A 17929-nucleotide genomic window follows, 5' to 3' on the forward strand; every position below is an offset into this window, starting at 1 on the left:
ACATGAAAAACTTAAATCAATTAAAATATATAATTCCGGTAGTTATTTCTTTGGTAGCGCTACCATCCTGCAAACAATTTCTGGATGTTAAACCCAAAGATTCCGTAGCAGACGATCTGACCATTTTTGATAAAGCATCATCAGAGACCGCGGTACGCGGCATTTACCGGGGCCTGGCTGCCGATAATTATTATGGTCTCAACTTTACGTCAATTGGATATCTTTCGGGTGATAACGTAAAATGGACCGGTTCGCAATCCATCGTTCAAGACTTCATTAATCACAATGTTAAAGCAGATAATGCGACCATTTCGGGTGTATGGGCCGCTATTTACAACGTTATTAACCGTGCAAACAATGCCATAGCGAAAATTCCGGGAGTTAATGATGTGAATTTATTACAGAGCGAAAAAAACCAGTTGATAGGTGAGGCTTACTTCATCAGGGCGCTGGCTTATTTCGACTTGGCGCGTACCTGGGGTGGTGTACAAATTGTAACAACACCTACTACCAGCGCCACCGATAAAAATGGCACGCCGCGCAGTACCCTGGCACAAACCTACGCGCAGGTGTTAAGCGATTTAAATACTGCCGAAAGTTTGCTAATAACTCCGACTGCGCAAAACCCTATCAGGGCTAATAAAGAAACCGTATGGGCGCTTAAAGCACGCTATTATTTATATCAGGGAGATTGGGCTAACGCCGAAAAATATGCAAGCCAGGTTTTGGGAGATACTCAATACTATAGCCTGTTAAAACCTTACAGCGCATGGTTTGCCAATAACGTTGTTGCCAGTAAAGAATCGGTTTTTGAACTGGCTTACAGCGCAACTTATACTAATGGCGAGCGTGGCCAATGGCAGCCGCCCGTTAACGGAGGCACCAGGCAGTGGGCACCAAATGATGCTTTTGTTGCCCTGGTTAACAATCCGCTCGTTGGTGGTACCAGGAGTTCCTTAGTTGCATCGGCAGCTATAGGCTGGTATGGTAACTTGTACTATCGCAGCCCGGCTACCGATCCGGCTTATATTATACGTATTGCAGAAATATACCTGATAAGGGCCGAAGCGCGTACTCAGCAATATATTGTTAGTGGTGTAACTACACAACGTGATGGCGCTTTAGCAGATCTTAACCTCATTCGCGACAGATCGGGTTTGGTGCCAACTACAGCCACAACCGGCGCCGATATTTTACTGGCCATTGAAAACGAGAATCGTGTTGAATTTGGATTGGAAGGCCATCGTTGGTTCGACCTCGTTCGCACTGGCAGGGCAGCTGCGGTATTAGGTATTACAGATACACGGAAATATCTTTTGCCTATACCGGTCGATCAGGTATCTGCCGACTTACCACAAAATCCTTAATCTAATTAATCTAAAATATTAACACGTAAAAAAATGAGTAAAATAGAAACTAAGCCGGCTAGTTCAACATGGTCGGCTGTTGAAAAGGGGATATTCCGTTTCCTTTTCATTTACTTTTTATTACAGGCGATACCGCTCGACTGGAAATATTATGCCAACGTTTTCAGCATTCACTGGCTTCACCTGAGCTACGGGGATATCTTTAACATCAGCAGGTATACGCCACAGTTTTTATCGGGCCGCCACGGTTGGGCAATAGGTACCTTTGCCGACTGGATATTAATTGCTGCCATAGCCTTAATTGGCGCCATAGTTTGGGGGCTGCGCGATAAAAAGAGCGGTAACTACCAGGTATTATATTACTGGCTAAGGGTTATCGTGCGTTACAGGCTTGCTATCGGCATCATTGGCTATGGTTTTCTTAAATTTTTCCCTTTACAGGCGCCCTTTCCCTCCATCAGTAATCTGAATACCGCCTATGGTGATTTTACCGACTGGAAAATATTCTCCATGAGTCTGGGTATCGTACCAAATTACGAGTCGTTTTTAGGCGCTATCGAGATCATTGCCGGCTTACTGCTGTTTTGGCGTAAAACTGCCACTATAGGTGCGTTAATTATTCTGGTATTTACAGGTAACGTTTTTATATCAAACCTGGCCTACGAAGGCGGCGAACACGTTTATAGTTTCTACCTTATCACTTTTGCTTTGTTTGTATTATCTTTCGACGCCATCAGAATTTATAACCTGGTATCGCTGGAGCGACCTACTGAACCCAATCGCTTTAAACCGCTGCTAACCGGCAATCAACAAATAATACGCATCGCCTTGAAAAGCCTGGTTATCTTTTTCTTTGTATTGCTCTATGGTTTTAAAGCTTCTTCGGGCTTTCGCCATAACCCCTACCAGTTTCCAACTACGCCTGGTTTGGCCAGAGCAACCGGTATATACAACGTAAGCGAATTTCGCCTCAATAAAAAGGTGCTGCCTTATTCTGCAACTGATTCGGTAAGATGGAAAGACGTGGTGTTTGAAAAGTGGGCTACGATAAGCATTCGTTCAAACCGGCCGGTATTAATTGATTCGGCAAATTATGAACAGGTTTTTGAAAAGGACCAGGATCGCGATTACGAACTAACCGGCACAACAGGCAGGCATTATTACAGTTATTCACAAGATACGATTAACCATACTTTGTTTCTCGAAAACAAAAACAGCCACTATAAAGGCGAAAAGCTGAGCCTTAAATATACCCGACCGGATACCTCAACCATCATCCTGTCGGGTATTGACCGTAACAAGGATTCAATCTATGTGGTACTGAATAAGATCAATAAGAAGTATCCGCTTTTATTGGGCCGCCGCAGGGTATTGAAGCTTTAATTTATCACTTGTAAAAATTAGAAACAAATGTCTGACAACAAAACAAACTCAGATCAACCTGAATTAATCCCCGGTTCCCACGAGGTACAGACTGATTCGGTACAACATATAACAGGTCAAGGTATAAAGCCATGGTCATGGTCTAAAAAACTGGCATTCCGGATCCTTTTTATTTTCTTTCTGGCCATGTCCATTCCGGTAACGGCGGGTTGGTACGTCAATGCTTTTACAATAGACTGGTTTCACCCTCATTACCGCGATATTTATGATATTGCCCGTTTTTCGCCCAGTTACCGGGCATTATTTGGCGGCAGAAACGAATATGATTTAGCTGATGTACCTGCGGCCAATGAGCCTGCTGGTGATACAAATAAAGCAACGCGTAAGCAGGGGAGAAGTAACGATAGTTTAGGTACAAGCCGGAATATAGGCCATCATCATGGCGTTGATTCTGTACAAGTAAACAATACAGCGGAAGTCGGCATAGCTAAACATCATCATCAACGCGTAGATTCTGTATTAACTGCCGGGCAGAGCTTCAGCGCTGCCAATGGCAAGCATCACCGGCATCATAACGACTCTGTGCAGACAGATAGCGGTAAAAGACTGATAGCCGCAGACGGAAGCAGCCACTCCCGTCCCGATTCTTCGCGGATTGACTCCTCCGCCCACGATTCAATCCGCGTGGCATCCTCAGCAGGTAATCACCGCCGCAACGGGGATCATAAAAATGATAGCCAGGCGCCGCCAAAAAAGAATTTTTTAGTCGATTATACCGATTGGGGGATAGCCTTGCTGATAGGAATTGTTGGCGGCCTCATCTGGACCCTGATCGATCGGAACAGGACAAAGGCCTACGATATTTTGTATTACTGGATACGTGTTGTGGTTAGGTATCGCGCCGGTATAGGTATTATTGGCTTTGGTTTTACCAAACTGTTTCCAACCCAGATGCCGTATCCTTCGCTTGGTTTGCTGAATAGCAACTTTGGAGATTTTACAGCGCAAAAGATCTATTGGATGTCGGTCGGTATTGTTCCGTGGTACCAGGTTTTTGGCGGAATTGTGGAAATTTTGGCTGGTGGAATGCTTTTTTTTCGTAAAACATCCACCTTTGGAGCTCTGCTTTTAGTTGGCGCGTTGGGCGATATTACTTTCGTAAATTATGCCTATGACGGAGGAGTACATGTGTACGCCTTCTATTTTGTATTGCTTGGTTTCTTTATCCTGGCTGATGACCTGCCCAAACTGTATAACTTATTAATATTGGAGCGCTATACGGTTCCGGTTCGCCTGTATCCTGATTTCAGGAAGCCATGGCTCAAATATACCCGTATCACTTTAAAGGCACTTACTTTCCTTATCTTTTTTGGCATATTAACCTATACAGAAGTAATCAACTTTAAATACGACCCTTACAAGCAGCCGTCAACTGCGGGAGTTAAGCAACTGCGGGGAAATTATCATGTAACTGAATTCAGAATCAATGGGCGGGATATCCCGTATAATCCTCTCGATACCACCAGATGGCAGGAAGCCACATTTGAAAAATGGACCACCCTTACATTTAAAGTGAACAGGCCTGTTGTGATCGATCCTTCAAATGGTGGCGGAAGCCCGATGAAAGATATACAGCGTACTTTTGAAATAACCGGAGTAGCCGGCGGCCAGCGGGCATTTCATTACCTTGCCGATACAGTAGACCATGTATTGTATCTGCAGGATAAAAATGTGATGGCTTTAAGGGGCGGGCGAGGTAGCCGGGGCGGCCGCAATAGGGCTAATGGCAATGTAAAGCATACAGACAACTGGATTAGTAAAACAGCCTTGCAGCACATCGGCGATGAAAAGAAACTGATTGATCCTCATGCCTGGTCAACGCGCAGAGACCGTGAATTTGCTGCCAAAACCAAAGAACCCAAACGGAGCAGGATGATCCTTCATTATCAAACAACTGATGGTAACCGGGTTATCCTCAGCGGGGTAAATGAAGCCAGAGACTCGATCTATGTTGTGCTTGATCGTTATAATAAAAAGTATACCTTACCGGCCAGCACATTGGTTGCGGGCAAATATTGATCATGACAAAGTTTGATCAAATAACCGTGGAGAGATGGACAACCTGGCAGAAAATTGCTTTCAGGATCACCTTTTTGTTTTTTGTGATCATGGCCATCCCGTGGAACGGCTTTTGGTACGATAATATATTTTCACTCCGGTTAAAAACTTTAGAGTACCGTAACCTGCACGTGTTCTGCGAATACACGCCAAAGTTCATCGAGATCAAAACCGAAAGCGGGCACTGGGGGATAGCATCGTATGTCAATTGGGCGATTATATTGCTTATTGCTGCTCTTGGCGGATTGGTTTGGACTTTTTTTGACAGAAAGCGACAAAATTTTGCCGTATTATCATATTGGTTGCGTACGCTGGCCCGTTACAGGGCTGGCGTAGGCATTTTGGGTTATGGGTTCACCAAACTTTTTCCAACACAAATGCCTTACCCGTCCATCGGTATTTTGCATACCGATTTTATTAATCTTACACCACAAAAAATATTTTGGTTATCGGTTGGCAGTGTTCCCTGGTACGAATCGTTTACCGGTTTTCTGGAGCTATTGGCCGGTGTATTATTGCAATTCCGAAAAACCAGCTTATACGGTAGTATTTTGTTGGTTGCCGCCCTGGGCGATATTGTGTTTGTAAACTTTGCTTATGACGGCGAAGTCCATCTGTTCTCTACTTACCTGGCCCTGTTCGGCCTGGTTGTGCTGGCCTATGATGTGCCTGCTTTGTATAACCTGCTCATCAGGGAGCGGTACACCGTGCCGCTGCATTATTACCCGGCTTGGTCAAAAAGCTGGCGAATTACCCGATTAGGTATAAAATTTATAACGTTTGCAGTTTTTATCGGACTGTTCACTTTCCTGATGTACCAAAATTTCAGGTACGATGCGTACAAGCTGCCGCATAATAAAGGGCTGGCGCAAACCAGCGGTTTTTATAATGTAACGGAGTTCAGGGTAAACAATAAGATTATTCCTTATTCGCCTTTGGATACCGTCCGGTGGCAGGATGCTACTTTCGAGAAGTGGGCTACCTTTACTTTTAAATTAAATAAGCCTGTACAGATAGATATTTTAGGTGGCGGTGGCAGGCCTAAAAAAGACATCGACCGGCGTTTTGAAATGGCAGGCGTTGCGGGCGGCAGGCGGTTTTTTACTTATCATGCCGATACGGTAAATCATATTTTGTACCTCCAGAATAAAAATATTCCGGATACCGCTCAGAAGCTCGTATTTCATTATATCCGGGCGGGGGCATCAAGAGTTATTCTGACCGGAACAAACGAAAACCGCGATTCGGTCTATATGGTTTTGGACAGATCAAATAAAAAATCGGTGCTGCCGGAAAGTACGCTACAGGCGGGGAATTATTGATATGAAACTGGAAAAATGTGAATATGATGCCGTGGTAGTAGGCTCAGGGCCAAATGGCTTAGCTGCCGCTATTTTGCTGCGGCAACATGGCTTGTCGGTTTTGTTACTGGAGGGCAAGGATAAAATAGGCGGCGGATTAAGCACCGAAGAATTAACCTTGCCGGGATTTAAGCACGATGTATGTTCGGCTATCCACCCTCTGGCTGCCGGATCGCCATTTTTTCAGCAACTGCCTTTGCAACAACACGGCCTGGAATATATTTATCCGGAGGTAGCCGCCGCTCATCCTTTTGATGACGGTACCGCGGCGGTATTGAAAAAATCAATCACCGAAACTGCGGCTTTGTTAGGTGAAGATGAGAAGACTTATTTAAACTTGATTGCGCCATTGGTTAAATCCTGGCCCGGAATGGCAGATGATGTATTGGCGCCCCTGCATTTTCCAAAACACCCCATCGATATGGCACGCTTCGGCCTGAATGCGATGACATCGGCTACGCATCTGGCCAGGCATTTTAAAACCCAGGCGGCTAAAGGCTTATTTGCCGGTATGGCCGCACATAGCATCCAGCCCCTTACCAACCTGGCCACATCGGCTATTGCTTTGGTTTTGATGACTAATGGCCATCTGAAAGGTTGGCCCGTTCCAAAAGGGGGGGCAAATCAAATAGCGCAAGCGTTGGCGTCGTATTTTGTATCTATTGGTGGTATAATTGAAACCGGCCGGTATATTTCTTCTTTAAATCAGTTGCCATCTGCGCGTGCGGTGTTATTCGATGTAACACCTAAGCAGCTTTTATCCATAGCCGGTCATCAATTTTCGTCGGTGTACAAGTGGCAGTTGGAACGGTACCAATATGGTATGGGCGTGTTTAAAGTAGATTGGGCGCTTGACGATGCCATTCCGTTTACGGCAAAAGGCGCGCGCGAAGCAGGAACCGTCCATATCGGCGGTACCTTGCAGGAAATTGTTCAGGGCGAAAAAGAAACGACGGAGGGCAAGCATCCTGAAAGGCCGTTTGTTCTGCTGGCTCAGCAAAGCCTGTTTGACGATACCCGTGCCCCAAAGGGGAAGCATACCGCCTGGGCCTACTGCCACGTGCCTAATGGATCTTATAAGGATATGACTGAAAGCATAGAACGCCAGGTAGAACGTTTTGCCCCTGGTTTTCGCGAACGCATCTTAGGTAAACATACTTTCAATACGGGCCAACTGGAAAACTATAATCCCAATTACATCGGCGGAGACATTAATGGCGGCATTATCGATCTGGCGCAGCTTTTTACCCGCCCGGCCTTGCGCAGCTCACCTTACCGTACATCGGCGAAAGGCATCTACATCTGTTCATCGTCAACGCCGCCAGGCAGCGGCGTACACGGTATGTGCGGTTACCATTCTGCAAAGAGGGCCTTAAAGGATATATTTAATATCAGCATCAAATGATCAGCAACGTAATTCAATTGAAATATCGCAAATCCTATATTGTAATATTAGCCGGCTTCACTTTAATCGGTTTAACCGCTTTTAATAGCGGTGTCTTTAGCAAACGGGAGTATTTATCATTGCGGGATACCATCCGGCACACGCCCAGATTTGGTTTTGGCCGTATAGCGACGGAGGCTGAAATTGCCAAATGGGACATTGATGTTCGCCCCGATGGCAAAGGGTTACCTGCGGGCGAAGGAGATGCGGCTAAAGGGAAAGCCATTTATGCCTTGAAATGTATCGCCTGCCACGGTGCAACGGGCGAAGAGGTGCCGGGTGTTAAACTGCCTGCGCCGGCTTTGGTGAGCGATACATCGGCTAAAAGCAGGCCTAAAACTATTGGCAATTACTGGCCTTATGCCACTACTTTGTTTGATTATATGCGCCGCACCATGCCCTATAACCTGCCCGGATCTTTAACCGATAACGAAGTTTATAGCCTGACGGCTTATTTATTAAGCGCCAATAAAATTATTAAACCCGAAACGGTGATGAATGCCCAAACGCTACCCCGAATTGTGATGCCGGCACGGAAATTATTTGTTACTGACGATAGAAAAGGCGGACCGGAAATTAAATGATAGATTAAGATGGACGAAACAAAAAAAGACGAACCTGCAGATACAGAACATAAAATTAGTCGCCGCACTTTATTGGGCGGAGCATTGGCTGCAGCTATGATTCCGGTGAGCTCATCATTCGCTAATTATGTGCCGGTTGGCGGCCCTGCTTTACCACCTCCCGTTGATCCAACAAAGCGGATAGGTCCCGGGCCTAGTAAGATCGGGAAGCGTTCAACTTTTGAAAATCCGGCGCGTAAGCCATCCGACATATCGTCGCGCTCACCATTGCAGGATTTTTACAGTACAATCACACCTGCCGACCTGCATTTTGAGAGGCATCACGCCGGTATTCCGGACATCGATCCCAACACTTACGAATTGTTGATCCATGGGATGGTAGAACGGCCAATGAAATTTACATTGGCTGAATTGAAAAGATTTCCAGCGGTAACGCGTACCTGCTTTATTGAGTGCGCAGGTAATTTTAGAACAGGCAGTGAGCAAATGACACCACAGGACATTTTAGGGTTAACCAGCCAAAGTGAATGGACTGGCGTGATGCTTTCGACCATTTTCAGTGAAGTGGGTGCCGATCCAAAAGCTACCTGGTTTTTGGCCGAGGGCGGCGATGCCTCTTTAATGACAAGAAGCATTCCCGCACATAAAGGCTGGGAAGATGCGATGATTGTGTATGGACAGAACGGGGAGGCCATCAGGCCGGCGCAGGGTTATCCGGCACGTTTGTTATTACCCGGATATGAGGGCAATATGAACGTTAAATGGCTGCGGCGCCTGGAATTATCAGATCAGCCCTACTGGACGCGTGAAGAAACATCCAAATACACTTATCCGGTTCACAACAAGATCAGGATGTTCAGTTTTGAGATGGATGCGCGGTCTATCATTACCTACCCGAGCTTTCCCCAAAAGATAGAGAAAGGCTGGATTGAGATACGCGGAGTTGCCTGGACAGGGCGGGGAAAGATTACGAAAGTAGAGGTTAGTACCGATGCTGGTAAAAGCTGGAATGATGCTCGTTTGCAGGAGCCTGTATTAGATAAGGCACATACTTATTTCAGATACCTGTGGCAGTGGAATGGTGATGAAACGGAGATATTAAGCCGGGCCATTGACGAAACCGGTTATATCCAGCCCTCAATTAAGCAACTGATTGAGGCGCGTGGCACCGACCTGGGCGGTTATCACATGAACCCTGTTACCGCCTGGCAGATTAAACAAGATGGAACCGTGCTTTTTAAACCCGAGGGCCGGAAATAATCAATACATCGAATTGTAAATACACTAAAAAGAAAATATATGTCAGAAAATATCAACCTTGAGGTAGCCCTGGAAGAGGCGGCCGCTGAAACCACACCGCTTAAGAGAGGCTTTTTAAAATCGCTTACCGAAGACTGGTGGGCTTTAATTCTTGGTGCAATCATCATATCGGCGACGGTATTATTTACGATCAACGGTGGCGAAATTAAGCTTCCGGTATATAAATGGAGCGGATCCGACGAGCTGTTCAATAAAATTTTATCGATCAACAATATCTTACTGGTACTCGAAACCGGTGTTATATTCCTGGCGCTGGCCTCTATAGCCATTATCTTATCAGGTGGTAACATCAAGAAATTTGTTCCAGGCTTCGCTTTTATTTATTTATTGGTAAATGTTTCTTTCATTATCGGCGGTAATAAAGGCATTGCCTATTACGGTTTGGAGTATGTGGTATTTGCCCTGCTTATTGGTTTAATACTGGGTAACCTGGTTAATATTCCAGCATGGCTTAAAGAGGCCGTCCGCTCGGAGTTCTATATAAAAACGGGGTTGGTAATATTAGGCACCACCATCTTGTCGTCCGACCTGGTTTCAGCGGGCTTACCGGGTATTATACAGGCTATTATCGTAGTTACCGCAGTTTGGTTCTTCTCCTTATGGTTAAGCCGGAAATTAAAAGTTGATGATGAATTTGGGATTATCCTGGCTTCGGCAGTATCTATTTGCGGCGTGTCGGCAGCTATTGTAGCTGCCGGAGCCATTAACGGTGACAAAAAAAAGCTGTCCTACGTAACCACTTTAGTATTATTGACGGCCATTCCGATGATGATTCTCCAACCCTGGCTGATCCGGGTACTACATATACCCGAAATTGTAGGCGGAGCATGGTTAGGAGGGACATTAGATACCACTGCCTCAGTGGCCGCGGCAGGAGCTATTGTGGGCCCCGCGGCTGTTAAGGCTGGTGTGATAGCCAAATTTTCTCAAAATGTTTTTATTGGTGTGGCAGCTTTTTTAATTGCTATCTGGTGGGCTTACCGCAAACCAAAGGAGAGTGCTAAAGAAGGTGCTATCCAGATTACGGCGGAAAAACCAAGCCTTAAGGTGGTTTGGGAACGTTTTCCAAAGTTTGTGCTGGGCTTTATCGCCGCATCCCTGATCTTTTCGTTTTTGCTGTCTCCTGCAACGGTTAAAAGCGTGTCGGCAACCTTAGGCAGCCTTCGTACGGTTTGGTTCGGAATGGCTTTTATCTGCATCGGTATGGAAGCTAAATTTACCGATCTGGTTAAGCTGCAAGGCGGCCGGCCGGCTTATACCTTTATAGGGGCGCAGGTATTCAATATCTTTTGGACGTTGTTATGGTCGTACCTGTTATTTGGAGGTTATATTTTCCCGGTGCCCCAATTTTAACCGGTGCCATCCCCTTTAGAAGCCGCTCATTATTTGGGGTGGCTTTTAAAAGGGGAATCTGAAAAAATAGATGGACTTGTTTTGAAAATGGCATTTTGCGTAAACCGAAAATAAATTGGTATTCCGCCGTCCTCAGCAAAATCTTTAATCTAAATAGAACAACTTTATCCAAGAGTAACTTTTTTCTGCTCATCATCTGCCGGTATCATTCCGGCAGATCGTTCTAAATCCCGATCGTGTATTTCGTTAAGTTCCGGGTAACTGAAATGCTCTTCTGCCTCTGTTTCAAAAGAAGCCGGTAAGGGTTTTGAATTGGGTGTTTTTAACAGGTTTATTTTTGAATCTCGTCTGTTTAAAATACTGTTTTTCAATGCAATATACAGATAGTCTTTTAAAGAGTTAATGTTGGTTAGCTCCCTCTCGTTCCATAATAATAAAAAAACATCATGAATGACCTCCTCACAGTTTTTTTGATTTGGGGCAATTTTAAAAGCACAGCGGTATAGTTCAGACCAATACCGTTTGTAAATGCATAAGAAAGCGGCTTGTTTCTCCTGACCCAATAAGTTTAAAAGTTCCGGATCTGACAGATTCTCATAAATGCGGTTCATTAATAAATTTTCAAAAGATAAAATGTGAATGATGTGCTCTTACTTACCTGCACCTTTAATCACTAAACACCGAGCAGGCAGATTGATATCTACAGGCATGTAAAACCTGTTTGATGTAAATTGGGTTACGGGCATAAAAACTGGTAATTGCCCACCCGGTCGTGATTTTGCTTTGATGGTGACGGCGCCGAAGCAAAACGATTTCATGGTAAGGATTTACTCGCATTGTACGTTCCCGCAAATAAATCTCTGATAAAAACGGTTCTGTTTTTTTTACTTCCACGATTCTGTTATTTTCTACGACTGATTAGTAGTCAGTATATTCCAAAAGAAAGTTTATGATATGAAAGTTTATTGTTCATCGTATTGAAATATTTGATAAGCATTATTTGACTATATGCCATGAGGCTCTCCGGCCTGTTTAGCTGTGCAAATATAAAATAAATTAACATTAACTATAATGTCTATGGATTTAATAGAATAATTAATATATTTGCAAAACCAAGTCAAATAGCCTGGCTTTAAAACGATGTCGGTTAAATTTACGCAAGTCCCGTTTTCTTTTACTATTGCTTCTTCCGAATCAGTATCTGGATGTTGTTGCTGATACAAGTCCTTAAAACATTTGTCCATTCTATCTATCCAATTCATTCAAAATCAAGTCGTGAACTATTATCAGTTAAAAAAAATCAACAAGGTTTGTCCCTATTGGCAGATAGAATACTATGAAGTTGTTTATGGCTTAGCCTGGTGTTGCGGCTGATCTGCAATCCTGGTTAATCAATTAATTTTCTATCATTTTTCATCCTGTAAAACATGTCTTCTAAAACCAAATACCGCTACTTTAATTCCCTGGAAATCATACTTGAAAACGATTTTGTTTTCAAACTATTCAAACCGTTGATCCCGGTAAAGGCCGGTAATATTATTCCCGATCTTGCATTTTCCAAAGATTTTGGAAGATGGCAGCAGTACACCAACGGAGCGGAATCACGTGGTCTGATCCCTTTCACCAAACTAAAAAGTAAGCCCATTGTCCTCGCCTTTTATTCGCAGCATTGGGGGCAGCTGGGTATAGATCAATTGGTCCGGTTGAACGAATTGCAGCATGAGGTTAAAGCCGCGGGCGCAAACCTGATCGTTATCAGTCCTCAAAAAGAATCTTTTCTAAATAAGCTGGCATGGGAGTACAATTTTACCCTGACCTTTTATTTTGATCTTCAAAACGAGGTCGCGCGGCAGTTCCGCGTTTATCATGAGGATAGCCCCGTTTGGAATTTATTTAGCGGAGTGGATGAAAACGTGCCGCTATTGGCAAGTTATGTTGTCAATCCATCAAAGCATGTGGTTTATCAGCACATCGATTATAATCTGTCGGGTACTTTTTCATCGCAGGAAATCCTGAGGGCTGTTTACGAAGCAGCTCATTATACCGGCGATCGTAAATCGGCTTAGGTAATTGGTTATGAACTTAAAATAGCTTTCTATAACATAATTGTATAAATGATTGCTTTAAGTGTCAAACCGTCATTTATAGAATTTGGTCACATGGCCGAGCGGTTAGGCAAGGGTCTGCAAAACCTTTTACGGCGGTTCAAATCCGCCTGTGACCTCATAAACAACCTTTAGAAGTTTTTATTTAAAAATTGAAATGTCATGCACAAGTTGGTTTTTGCCTGGTTCTTTGTCACCCTTTCTGTTATGCTGGCTTTTAATGTTAACGGCCAACAGAAAACAGAGGCGCCGCGCGTCTTGGTAGTGATGGCTCATCCAGATGATGAAAGTATTTTGTCGGTCACAATATATAAGATTGCTAAGGAACAACACGGAATTGTTGATCTTTTTGTGATAACCAATGGCGAAGCCGGTTATAAATACTCCATTTTGGCAGAGCAATATTATGGCGTTCCTTTAACGGCCGAAAAGGTTGGACGAGCGCTTCTTCCTGATATCAGGAAAAAGGAGTTGAGGAGCGCCGGTCATATCTTAGGAGTATCCAAATATTACTACCAGGATCAACCCGACTCTCACTATGGCCTAAGCGAAAAGGAACCTTTGGATACCAGTTGGAATACGGCGATTATAAAAAAGCGTTTGAATGAGGTATTAACCAAAAGTAAATATGATTTTGTGTTTTGCGTTTTGCCTGAGCCTTGTACCCATGGCCAGCATAAAGCCGCATCTTTATTGGCGCTGAATAGTATTGCTGCCTTACCTGCTGCAAGCAGGCCTATCATTTTAGGTGCCAGAACCCGTAATAAAACAGACACGATTTGCCGTTTTGAGCAATACCTGTATTATAAAGCAACCAAGACCGAGCCACATACTTATCAGGTTGACCGGACGGCGAGTTTTGGTTTCAAGAACAAGCTCAATTATAAAGTGATAGCAAATTGGGAAATAGCTGAACATAAATCGCAGGGGGCTACCCAAATGACAATGAATGACGGTGATTTGGAAGAGTTCTGGTATTTTACATTAAACGGCGATGCAGGTTTAGTAAAAACCCGCCAATTGTTTAATTTACTGGAACAAATACCCGGAGCCCCGCCTACAGATTTGGATAGAACAGCCTTTCACCGTTTTTAAAATTAGGGCCCTCGCCATACTGATAAATGCCTATAGTTATAATAGCAGCGCTCTTTAATTAACCAAAATTTTAACACATAAACCAATAGCGATGATTAAATTTTTAGAAACCATTTCACAAAGCCTAAATGGCCTGGGTTTTCCTGTTTTGATATTAGCGCTCGGCATCCTGGAATTTTCGCTCGGGCTTTATGGGAAACACTGGACAAAGAATGAGCGTATATTAGATATCCTCAGTTTTGTTTTTCCGCCACTGTTGCTATATCCTGTGCTGGCCTATTTGGGTTTAAAGTTTTTACCGCAGGTTATTCCGCAATACCAAGATTTATTTTCATGGGTGCCTTTTATCTTCGGCTTTCTTATTATTGCCATCGCTGATGATCTTACCCAATACTGGTATCACCGCTTGCACCACCAGATCCCGTTTCTATGGCGTTTTCATCGTACGCATCATTCTGCCCCCTATATGGGCATGGCTATGGCCAGCCGGCAAAATATCATCTATACGTTTTTGTTTTCACAAATCTACCTTACCACTATATTGGTATATCTGGGCCTGGGTTATCCTGCTTTGTTTGTAAGGGCGTTAAAAACGGTGATCGTCACTTTTGCGCATTCGAGCATTAAATGGGATAAGCCATTTTATAGATACAAAGTGCTACATCCATTTGCCTGGGTATTAGAGCGACTGATTTCTACGCCTGCCACTCACCATGCGCATCATTCCAGTTCTACCGATGATGGGGTAGGTTATTATAAAGGCAATTTTGGCAATATGTTTTTCCTTTGGGATGTGCTCTTTGGTACAGCCCTTATCTCCCGGCAATATCCCAAGGCGTATGGTATATCTCACTACGAGGGCGACGAATGGTATGCACAACTACTTTGGCCTATTCTTAAATCAAAAAAAGAGGGGAGTGAGTTATCGCGCGGCGGGCCGGTAGTTCGCGCTGATATTGAGCCAGATAAACTATCCCGTATAACGCAGGCAAGTTCAGGCGAATCCGATCCCTTGCATCTGGCTTTCAAAAATTAAATCTCCAAAAATAAATGCCGATTTCAGCGTAAGCAGGCCAATGAAATGCCGCCCAACTGAATTTTTTGATCGGCTGCCTGGTTGCGCAAAATAAAGCCAGGCCGACCTGGAATGCCGGCGAACTGCTTGGAAAGCAATAATGGATATGATGATAGAGCTAAAAAATATTACTAAAACATTTTATAAAAATACCAGCCAGGTGAGCGCTTTATCTAATATTTCGCTAGTTGTTCCTAAAGGTAAAATATTGGGGGTTATAGGGGCGTCGGGTGCCGGGAAAAGTACATTGATCCGTTGTGTTAACCTGCTGGAACGGCCAACATCCGGAGAGGTATTTATCGGTGGTCGTAATTTAACGTCCCTTAAACCTGCAGCGCTTGCTAAGGCAAGGCGCGAGATAGGTATGATTTTCCAGCATTTTAACTTACTATCCTCACGCACGGTAGCTGGCAACGTAGCGTTCCCTTTGGAGCTCAGTAATACACCGGGAGACGAAATAAAGAAACGGGTTGCCGAATTACTGGAATTAGTGGGCCTCGGCGACAAAGCCAATGAATACCCCGGAAATTTATCTGGTGGGCAAAAGCAACGGGTAGCCATTGCAAGAACGTTAGCAACCAATCCCAAAGTATTGTTATGCGACGAGGCAACCAGCGCTCTCGACCCAGCAACAACGCGCTCTATTCTTAATCTGTTAAAAGATATCAATAAGCGTTTCCAAATCACAATCTTACTCATCACACATGAAATGAATGTGGTAAAAGCTATTTGCGACGAAGTAGCCGTTATCAGCGAAGGGAGATTGATTGAACGCGGCCCGGTAAGTGATGTTTTTGCCTATCCGGAAACTACAATTGCAAAGCAATTCATCGCGTCATCCTTGCACGCGGCTTTACCGGCTGAATATGAACAGCGGGTTTCACCAACGCCCCAAGGCCAAAATCATCCAGTGGTTAAACTGGAATTTAACGGGCATTCGGCCGGGGCCGGCATTTTATCCGAGGCAAGCAGGATGTTTAACGTAGATAATAACATTATCAGCGCGCAAATGGATTATACGGGAGGGGTGAAATACGGCGTAATGCTTATTGAAGTGGCCGGCGGTGAAAATGATACCAAGGCGTCGCTGAACTATTATCGCAGCAAACATATTGATGTGGAGGTACTGGGCTATGTCTGAACCAATGTTGGTTATGATTTTGCGGGGTTTATGGGAAACCATCGTGATGACTTTTGTATCTGGCTTTTTTGGTTTTTTATTGGGATTACCGACCGGGGTAGTGCTGTTTATGACCAGGAAAGGCCAGGTACTGGAAAATCGTTTCGTCAATGGGGGTGTCTCTGTATTGGTCAATATTTTCCGTTCGATCCCCTTTATTATTTTGATCGTATGGATGATCCCTTTTACAAGGGTATTGGTAGGAACCTCTATCGGAGTTGAAGCGGCGCTGGTACCGCTGAGTATAGGTGCGGCGCCATTTATTGCAAGAATGGTTGAAAATAGTTTGGTCGAGATTCCGAATGGTTTAATTGAGGCAGCGCGGTCAATGGGGGCCACGCCATTGCAGATTGTTTTTAAAGTATTGCTGCCCGAAGCGCTGCCATCTATTATCGGCAGTGCCTCAATTACCCTCATTACCCTGGTTGGTTATTCGGCCATGGGTGGCGCGGTGGGAGCGGGGGGCTTAGGTCAAATTGGCTATCAGTATGGTTACGTGGGTTATGATGTTGTTGTTATGAATACTGTTCTTGTCCTTTTGGTATTACTCGTATTTATCATTCAAGTGGCGGGTGAGTTTATTGCAAAAAAAGTGGACCATCGCAAATAATTTATATAGAAAAAAATGAAAAATTTATCGTTAATTACTATCGCCGTTTTATACCTCGGCTTATCGGCATGTGGAAGGAAAAATCAAGCCAATAACACCAATCATATTAAAGTTGGTGTTGAATCTGGACCTGAATACACCGTTGCGCAGGCAGCCCAAAAAGTGGCTAAAGAAAAGTATGGCCTGGATGTGGAGCTGGTTCAGTTTAATGATTATGTAATGCCCAACGAAGCCTTAAGGCAGGGTGATATCGATTTAAACGTATTCCAAAATAAGCCTTACCTGGATGTGCAGGCAAAGCAGAGGGGCTATAAGTTTGCTATACTTGGCAATACTTTTGTGTACCCGCTGGCGGGTTATTCAAGGAAGATTAAAAGCATTTCCGGGTTGCAAGATGGCAGCACAATTATTATTCCAAATGATCCTACCAATAGCGGGAGATCTTTACTGCTGTTACAAAAAGCCGGTTTGCTAAAACTCAGGGATAATGTGGGTTTACTGCCAACTGTAAATGATATTGTGGCCAATCCAAAGAGTTTAAAAATTCTGGAATTGGAAGCGCCCCAATTACCGAGAGCGCTTGACGACCAAAAGGTAACTATAGCCATCATCAATAACACCTTTGCAGGCCCGGCCGGTCTTGTCGCTAAACGGGACGGATTATTCGTGGAAGATGAAAAATCGCCTTATGTCAATATTATCGTATCCAGAGAGGATAACAGGAATCAGGATAACGTGAAAAAAATCGTGAAGTCGTACCAGTCACCAGAAGTAGCTGCAGTGGCCGAAGTGGCTTTTAAAGGCGGCGCGGTTAAAGGCTGGTAAATTCTCCTGTTAATCGGGGAAATAGCGTTTTAAACCGATTGTTTGCAACATATTCAGGAATTATTTTCATTATAAATAATTCCTGAATCAGGTATTTAAATAAGGTGGA

The 17929-nt window shown here is 44.2% G+C and carries 15 protein-coding genes and 1 tRNA gene; 15 read left to right on the forward strand and 1 reads right to left on the reverse strand.

Annotation, left to right across the window (positions count from 1 at the left end; all coding sequences use genetic code 11):
• Positions 1–2: 2 nt before the first annotated feature.
• The 8 genes from MUCPA_RS23785 to MUCPA_RS23820 are packed head-to-tail and all read left to right on the forward strand — an operon-like array spanning position 3 to position 10930.
• Positions 3–1367 (forward strand): RagB/SusD family nutrient uptake outer membrane protein, encoded by a 1365-nt coding sequence (locus tag MUCPA_RS23785; RefSeq protein WP_008509857.1) that lies wholly within the window; start codon positions 3–5, stop codon positions 1365–1367.
• Between the two features lie 33 nt (positions 1368–1400).
• A complete protein-coding gene (locus tag MUCPA_RS23790; protein ID WP_008509858.1) occupies positions 1401–2750 on the forward strand; it encodes a hypothetical protein in 1350 nt (449 codons plus the stop codon).
• Positions 2751–2777: 27 nt separating this feature from the next.
• On the forward strand, positions 2778–4829 hold the full coding sequence (locus tag MUCPA_RS36365; RefSeq protein WP_008509859.1) for an MFS transporter: 2052 nt from the start codon (positions 2778–2780) through the stop codon (positions 4827–4829).
• Positions 4830–4831: 2 nt separating this feature from the next.
• The gene (locus MUCPA_RS23800) at positions 4832–6190 is read left to right on the forward strand and encodes a hypothetical protein (RefSeq protein WP_008509860.1); all 1359 of its coding nucleotides are present in this window, start codon (positions 4832–4834) and stop codon (positions 6188–6190) included.
• 1 nt (position 6191) lies between these two features.
• Positions 6192–7634 (forward strand): phytoene desaturase family protein, encoded by a 1443-nt coding sequence (locus MUCPA_RS23805; RefSeq protein WP_008509861.1) that lies wholly within the window; start codon positions 6192–6194, stop codon positions 7632–7634.
• Positions 7631–8257, forward strand: a complete 627-nt coding sequence (locus MUCPA_RS23810) for a c-type cytochrome (RefSeq protein ID WP_008509863.1) — start codon at positions 7631–7633, stop codon at positions 8255–8257. Before MUCPA_RS23805 ends, MUCPA_RS23810 begins: the two co-directional genes overlap by 4 nt.
• Before the next feature lie 9 nt (positions 8258–8266).
• Positions 8267–9517, forward strand: coding sequence for a sulfite dehydrogenase (soxC, locus tag MUCPA_RS23815; protein ID WP_008509864.1), 1251 nt, complete (start codon positions 8267–8269; stop codon positions 9515–9517).
• A 39-nt stretch (positions 9518–9556) separates the two neighbouring features.
• Positions 9557–10930: a YeiH family protein gene (locus MUCPA_RS23820; RefSeq protein WP_008509866.1), complete on the forward strand. Its 1374-nt coding sequence runs from the start codon at positions 9557–9559 to the stop codon at positions 10928–10930.
• A gap of 164 nt (positions 10931–11094) precedes the next feature.
• On the opposite strand, the gene MUCPA_RS36370 is transcribed toward MUCPA_RS23820, so the two are convergent.
• Positions 11095–11541 (reverse strand): RNA polymerase sigma factor, encoded by a 447-nt coding sequence (locus MUCPA_RS36370; RefSeq protein WP_008509867.1) that lies wholly within the window; start codon positions 11539–11541, stop codon positions 11095–11097.
• A gap of 816 nt (positions 11542–12357) precedes the next feature.
• On the opposite strand from MUCPA_RS36370, the gene MUCPA_RS23835 reads away from it, so the two are divergent.
• From MUCPA_RS23835 to metQ, 7 genes are all read left to right on the forward strand, one after another.
• Positions 12358–12996 (forward strand): peroxiredoxin family protein, encoded by a 639-nt coding sequence (locus MUCPA_RS23835; RefSeq protein ID WP_008509869.1) that lies wholly within the window; start codon positions 12358–12360, stop codon positions 12994–12996.
• Between the two features lie 87 nt (positions 12997–13083).
• Positions 13084–13154: transfer RNA gene (locus MUCPA_RS23840), tRNA-Cys, on the forward strand.
• A 43-nt stretch (positions 13155–13197) separates the two neighbouring features.
• Positions 13198–14130 (forward strand): PIG-L family deacetylase, encoded by a 933-nt coding sequence (locus tag MUCPA_RS23845; RefSeq protein ID WP_008509870.1) that lies wholly within the window; start codon positions 13198–13200, stop codon positions 14128–14130.
• A gap of 91 nt (positions 14131–14221) precedes the next feature.
• A complete protein-coding gene (locus tag MUCPA_RS23850; RefSeq protein WP_008509871.1) occupies positions 14222–15166 on the forward strand; it encodes a sterol desaturase family protein in 945 nt (314 codons plus the stop codon).
• A 145-nt stretch (positions 15167–15311) separates the two neighbouring features.
• A complete protein-coding gene (gene metN, locus MUCPA_RS23855) occupies positions 15312–16346 on the forward strand; it encodes a methionine ABC transporter ATP-binding protein MetN (protein WP_008509872.1) in 1035 nt (344 codons plus the stop codon).
• The gene (gene metI, locus MUCPA_RS23860; protein WP_008509873.1) at positions 16339–16995 is read left to right on the forward strand and encodes a methionine ABC transporter permease MetI; all 657 of its coding nucleotides are present in this window, start codon (positions 16339–16341) and stop codon (positions 16993–16995) included. Before metN ends, metI begins: the two co-directional genes overlap by 8 nt.
• Before the next feature lie 15 nt (positions 16996–17010).
• A complete protein-coding gene (metQ, locus tag MUCPA_RS23865) occupies positions 17011–17820 on the forward strand; it encodes a methionine ABC transporter substrate-binding lipoprotein MetQ (RefSeq protein WP_008509875.1) in 810 nt (269 codons plus the stop codon).
• Positions 17821–17929: the final 109 nt, after the last annotated feature.

This window comes from Mucilaginibacter paludis DSM 18603, from assembly GCF_000166195.2.
Taxonomy (GTDB): Bacteria; Bacteroidota; Bacteroidia; order Sphingobacteriales; family Sphingobacteriaceae; genus Mucilaginibacter; species Mucilaginibacter paludis.

Excerpts from the sequence above, each read along its gene's own strand:
- soxC (WP_008509864.1), top strand. The coding sequence starts at position 8,267 with ATGGACGAAACAAAAAAAGACGAACCTGCAGATACAGAACATAAAATT.
- MUCPA_RS23850 (WP_008509871.1), top strand. The coding sequence starts at position 14,222 with ATGATTAAATTTTTAGAAACCATTTCACAAAGCCTAAATGGCCTGGGT.
- MUCPA_RS23820 (WP_008509866.1), top strand. The coding sequence starts at position 9,557 with ATGTCAGAAAATATCAACCTTGAGGTAGCCCTGGAAGAGGCGGCCGCT.
- MUCPA_RS23845 (WP_008509870.1), top strand. The coding sequence starts at position 13,198 with ATGCACAAGTTGGTTTTTGCCTGGTTCTTTGTCACCCTTTCTGTTATG.
- MUCPA_RS23810 (WP_008509863.1), top strand. The coding sequence starts at position 7,631 with ATGATCAGCAACGTAATTCAATTGAAATATCGCAAATCCTATATTGTA.
- MUCPA_RS36365 (WP_008509859.1), top strand. The coding sequence starts at position 2,778 with ATGTCTGACAACAAAACAAACTCAGATCAACCTGAATTAATCCCCGGT.
- MUCPA_RS23800 (WP_008509860.1), top strand. The coding sequence starts at position 4,832 with ATGACAAAGTTTGATCAAATAACCGTGGAGAGATGGACAACCTGGCAG.
- MUCPA_RS23835 (WP_008509869.1), top strand. The coding sequence starts at position 12,358 with ATGTCTTCTAAAACCAAATACCGCTACTTTAATTCCCTGGAAATCATA.
- MUCPA_RS23805 (WP_008509861.1), top strand. The coding sequence starts at position 6,192 with ATGAAACTGGAAAAATGTGAATATGATGCCGTGGTAGTAGGCTCAGGG.
- MUCPA_RS36370 (WP_008509867.1), bottom strand. The coding sequence starts at position 11,541 with ATGAACCGCATTTATGAGAATCTGTCAGATCCGGAACTTTTAAACTTA.
- metI (WP_008509873.1), top strand. The coding sequence starts at position 16,339 with ATGTCTGAACCAATGTTGGTTATGATTTTGCGGGGTTTATGGGAAACC.
- MUCPA_RS23790 (WP_008509858.1), top strand. The coding sequence starts at position 1,401 with ATGAGTAAAATAGAAACTAAGCCGGCTAGTTCAACATGGTCGGCTGTT.
- metN (WP_008509872.1), top strand. The coding sequence starts at position 15,312 with ATGATGATAGAGCTAAAAAATATTACTAAAACATTTTATAAAAATACC.
- metQ (WP_008509875.1), top strand. The coding sequence starts at position 17,011 with ATGAAAAATTTATCGTTAATTACTATCGCCGTTTTATACCTCGGCTTA.
- MUCPA_RS23785 (WP_008509857.1), top strand. The coding sequence starts at position 3 with ATGAAAAACTTAAATCAATTAAAATATATAATTCCGGTAGTTATTTCT.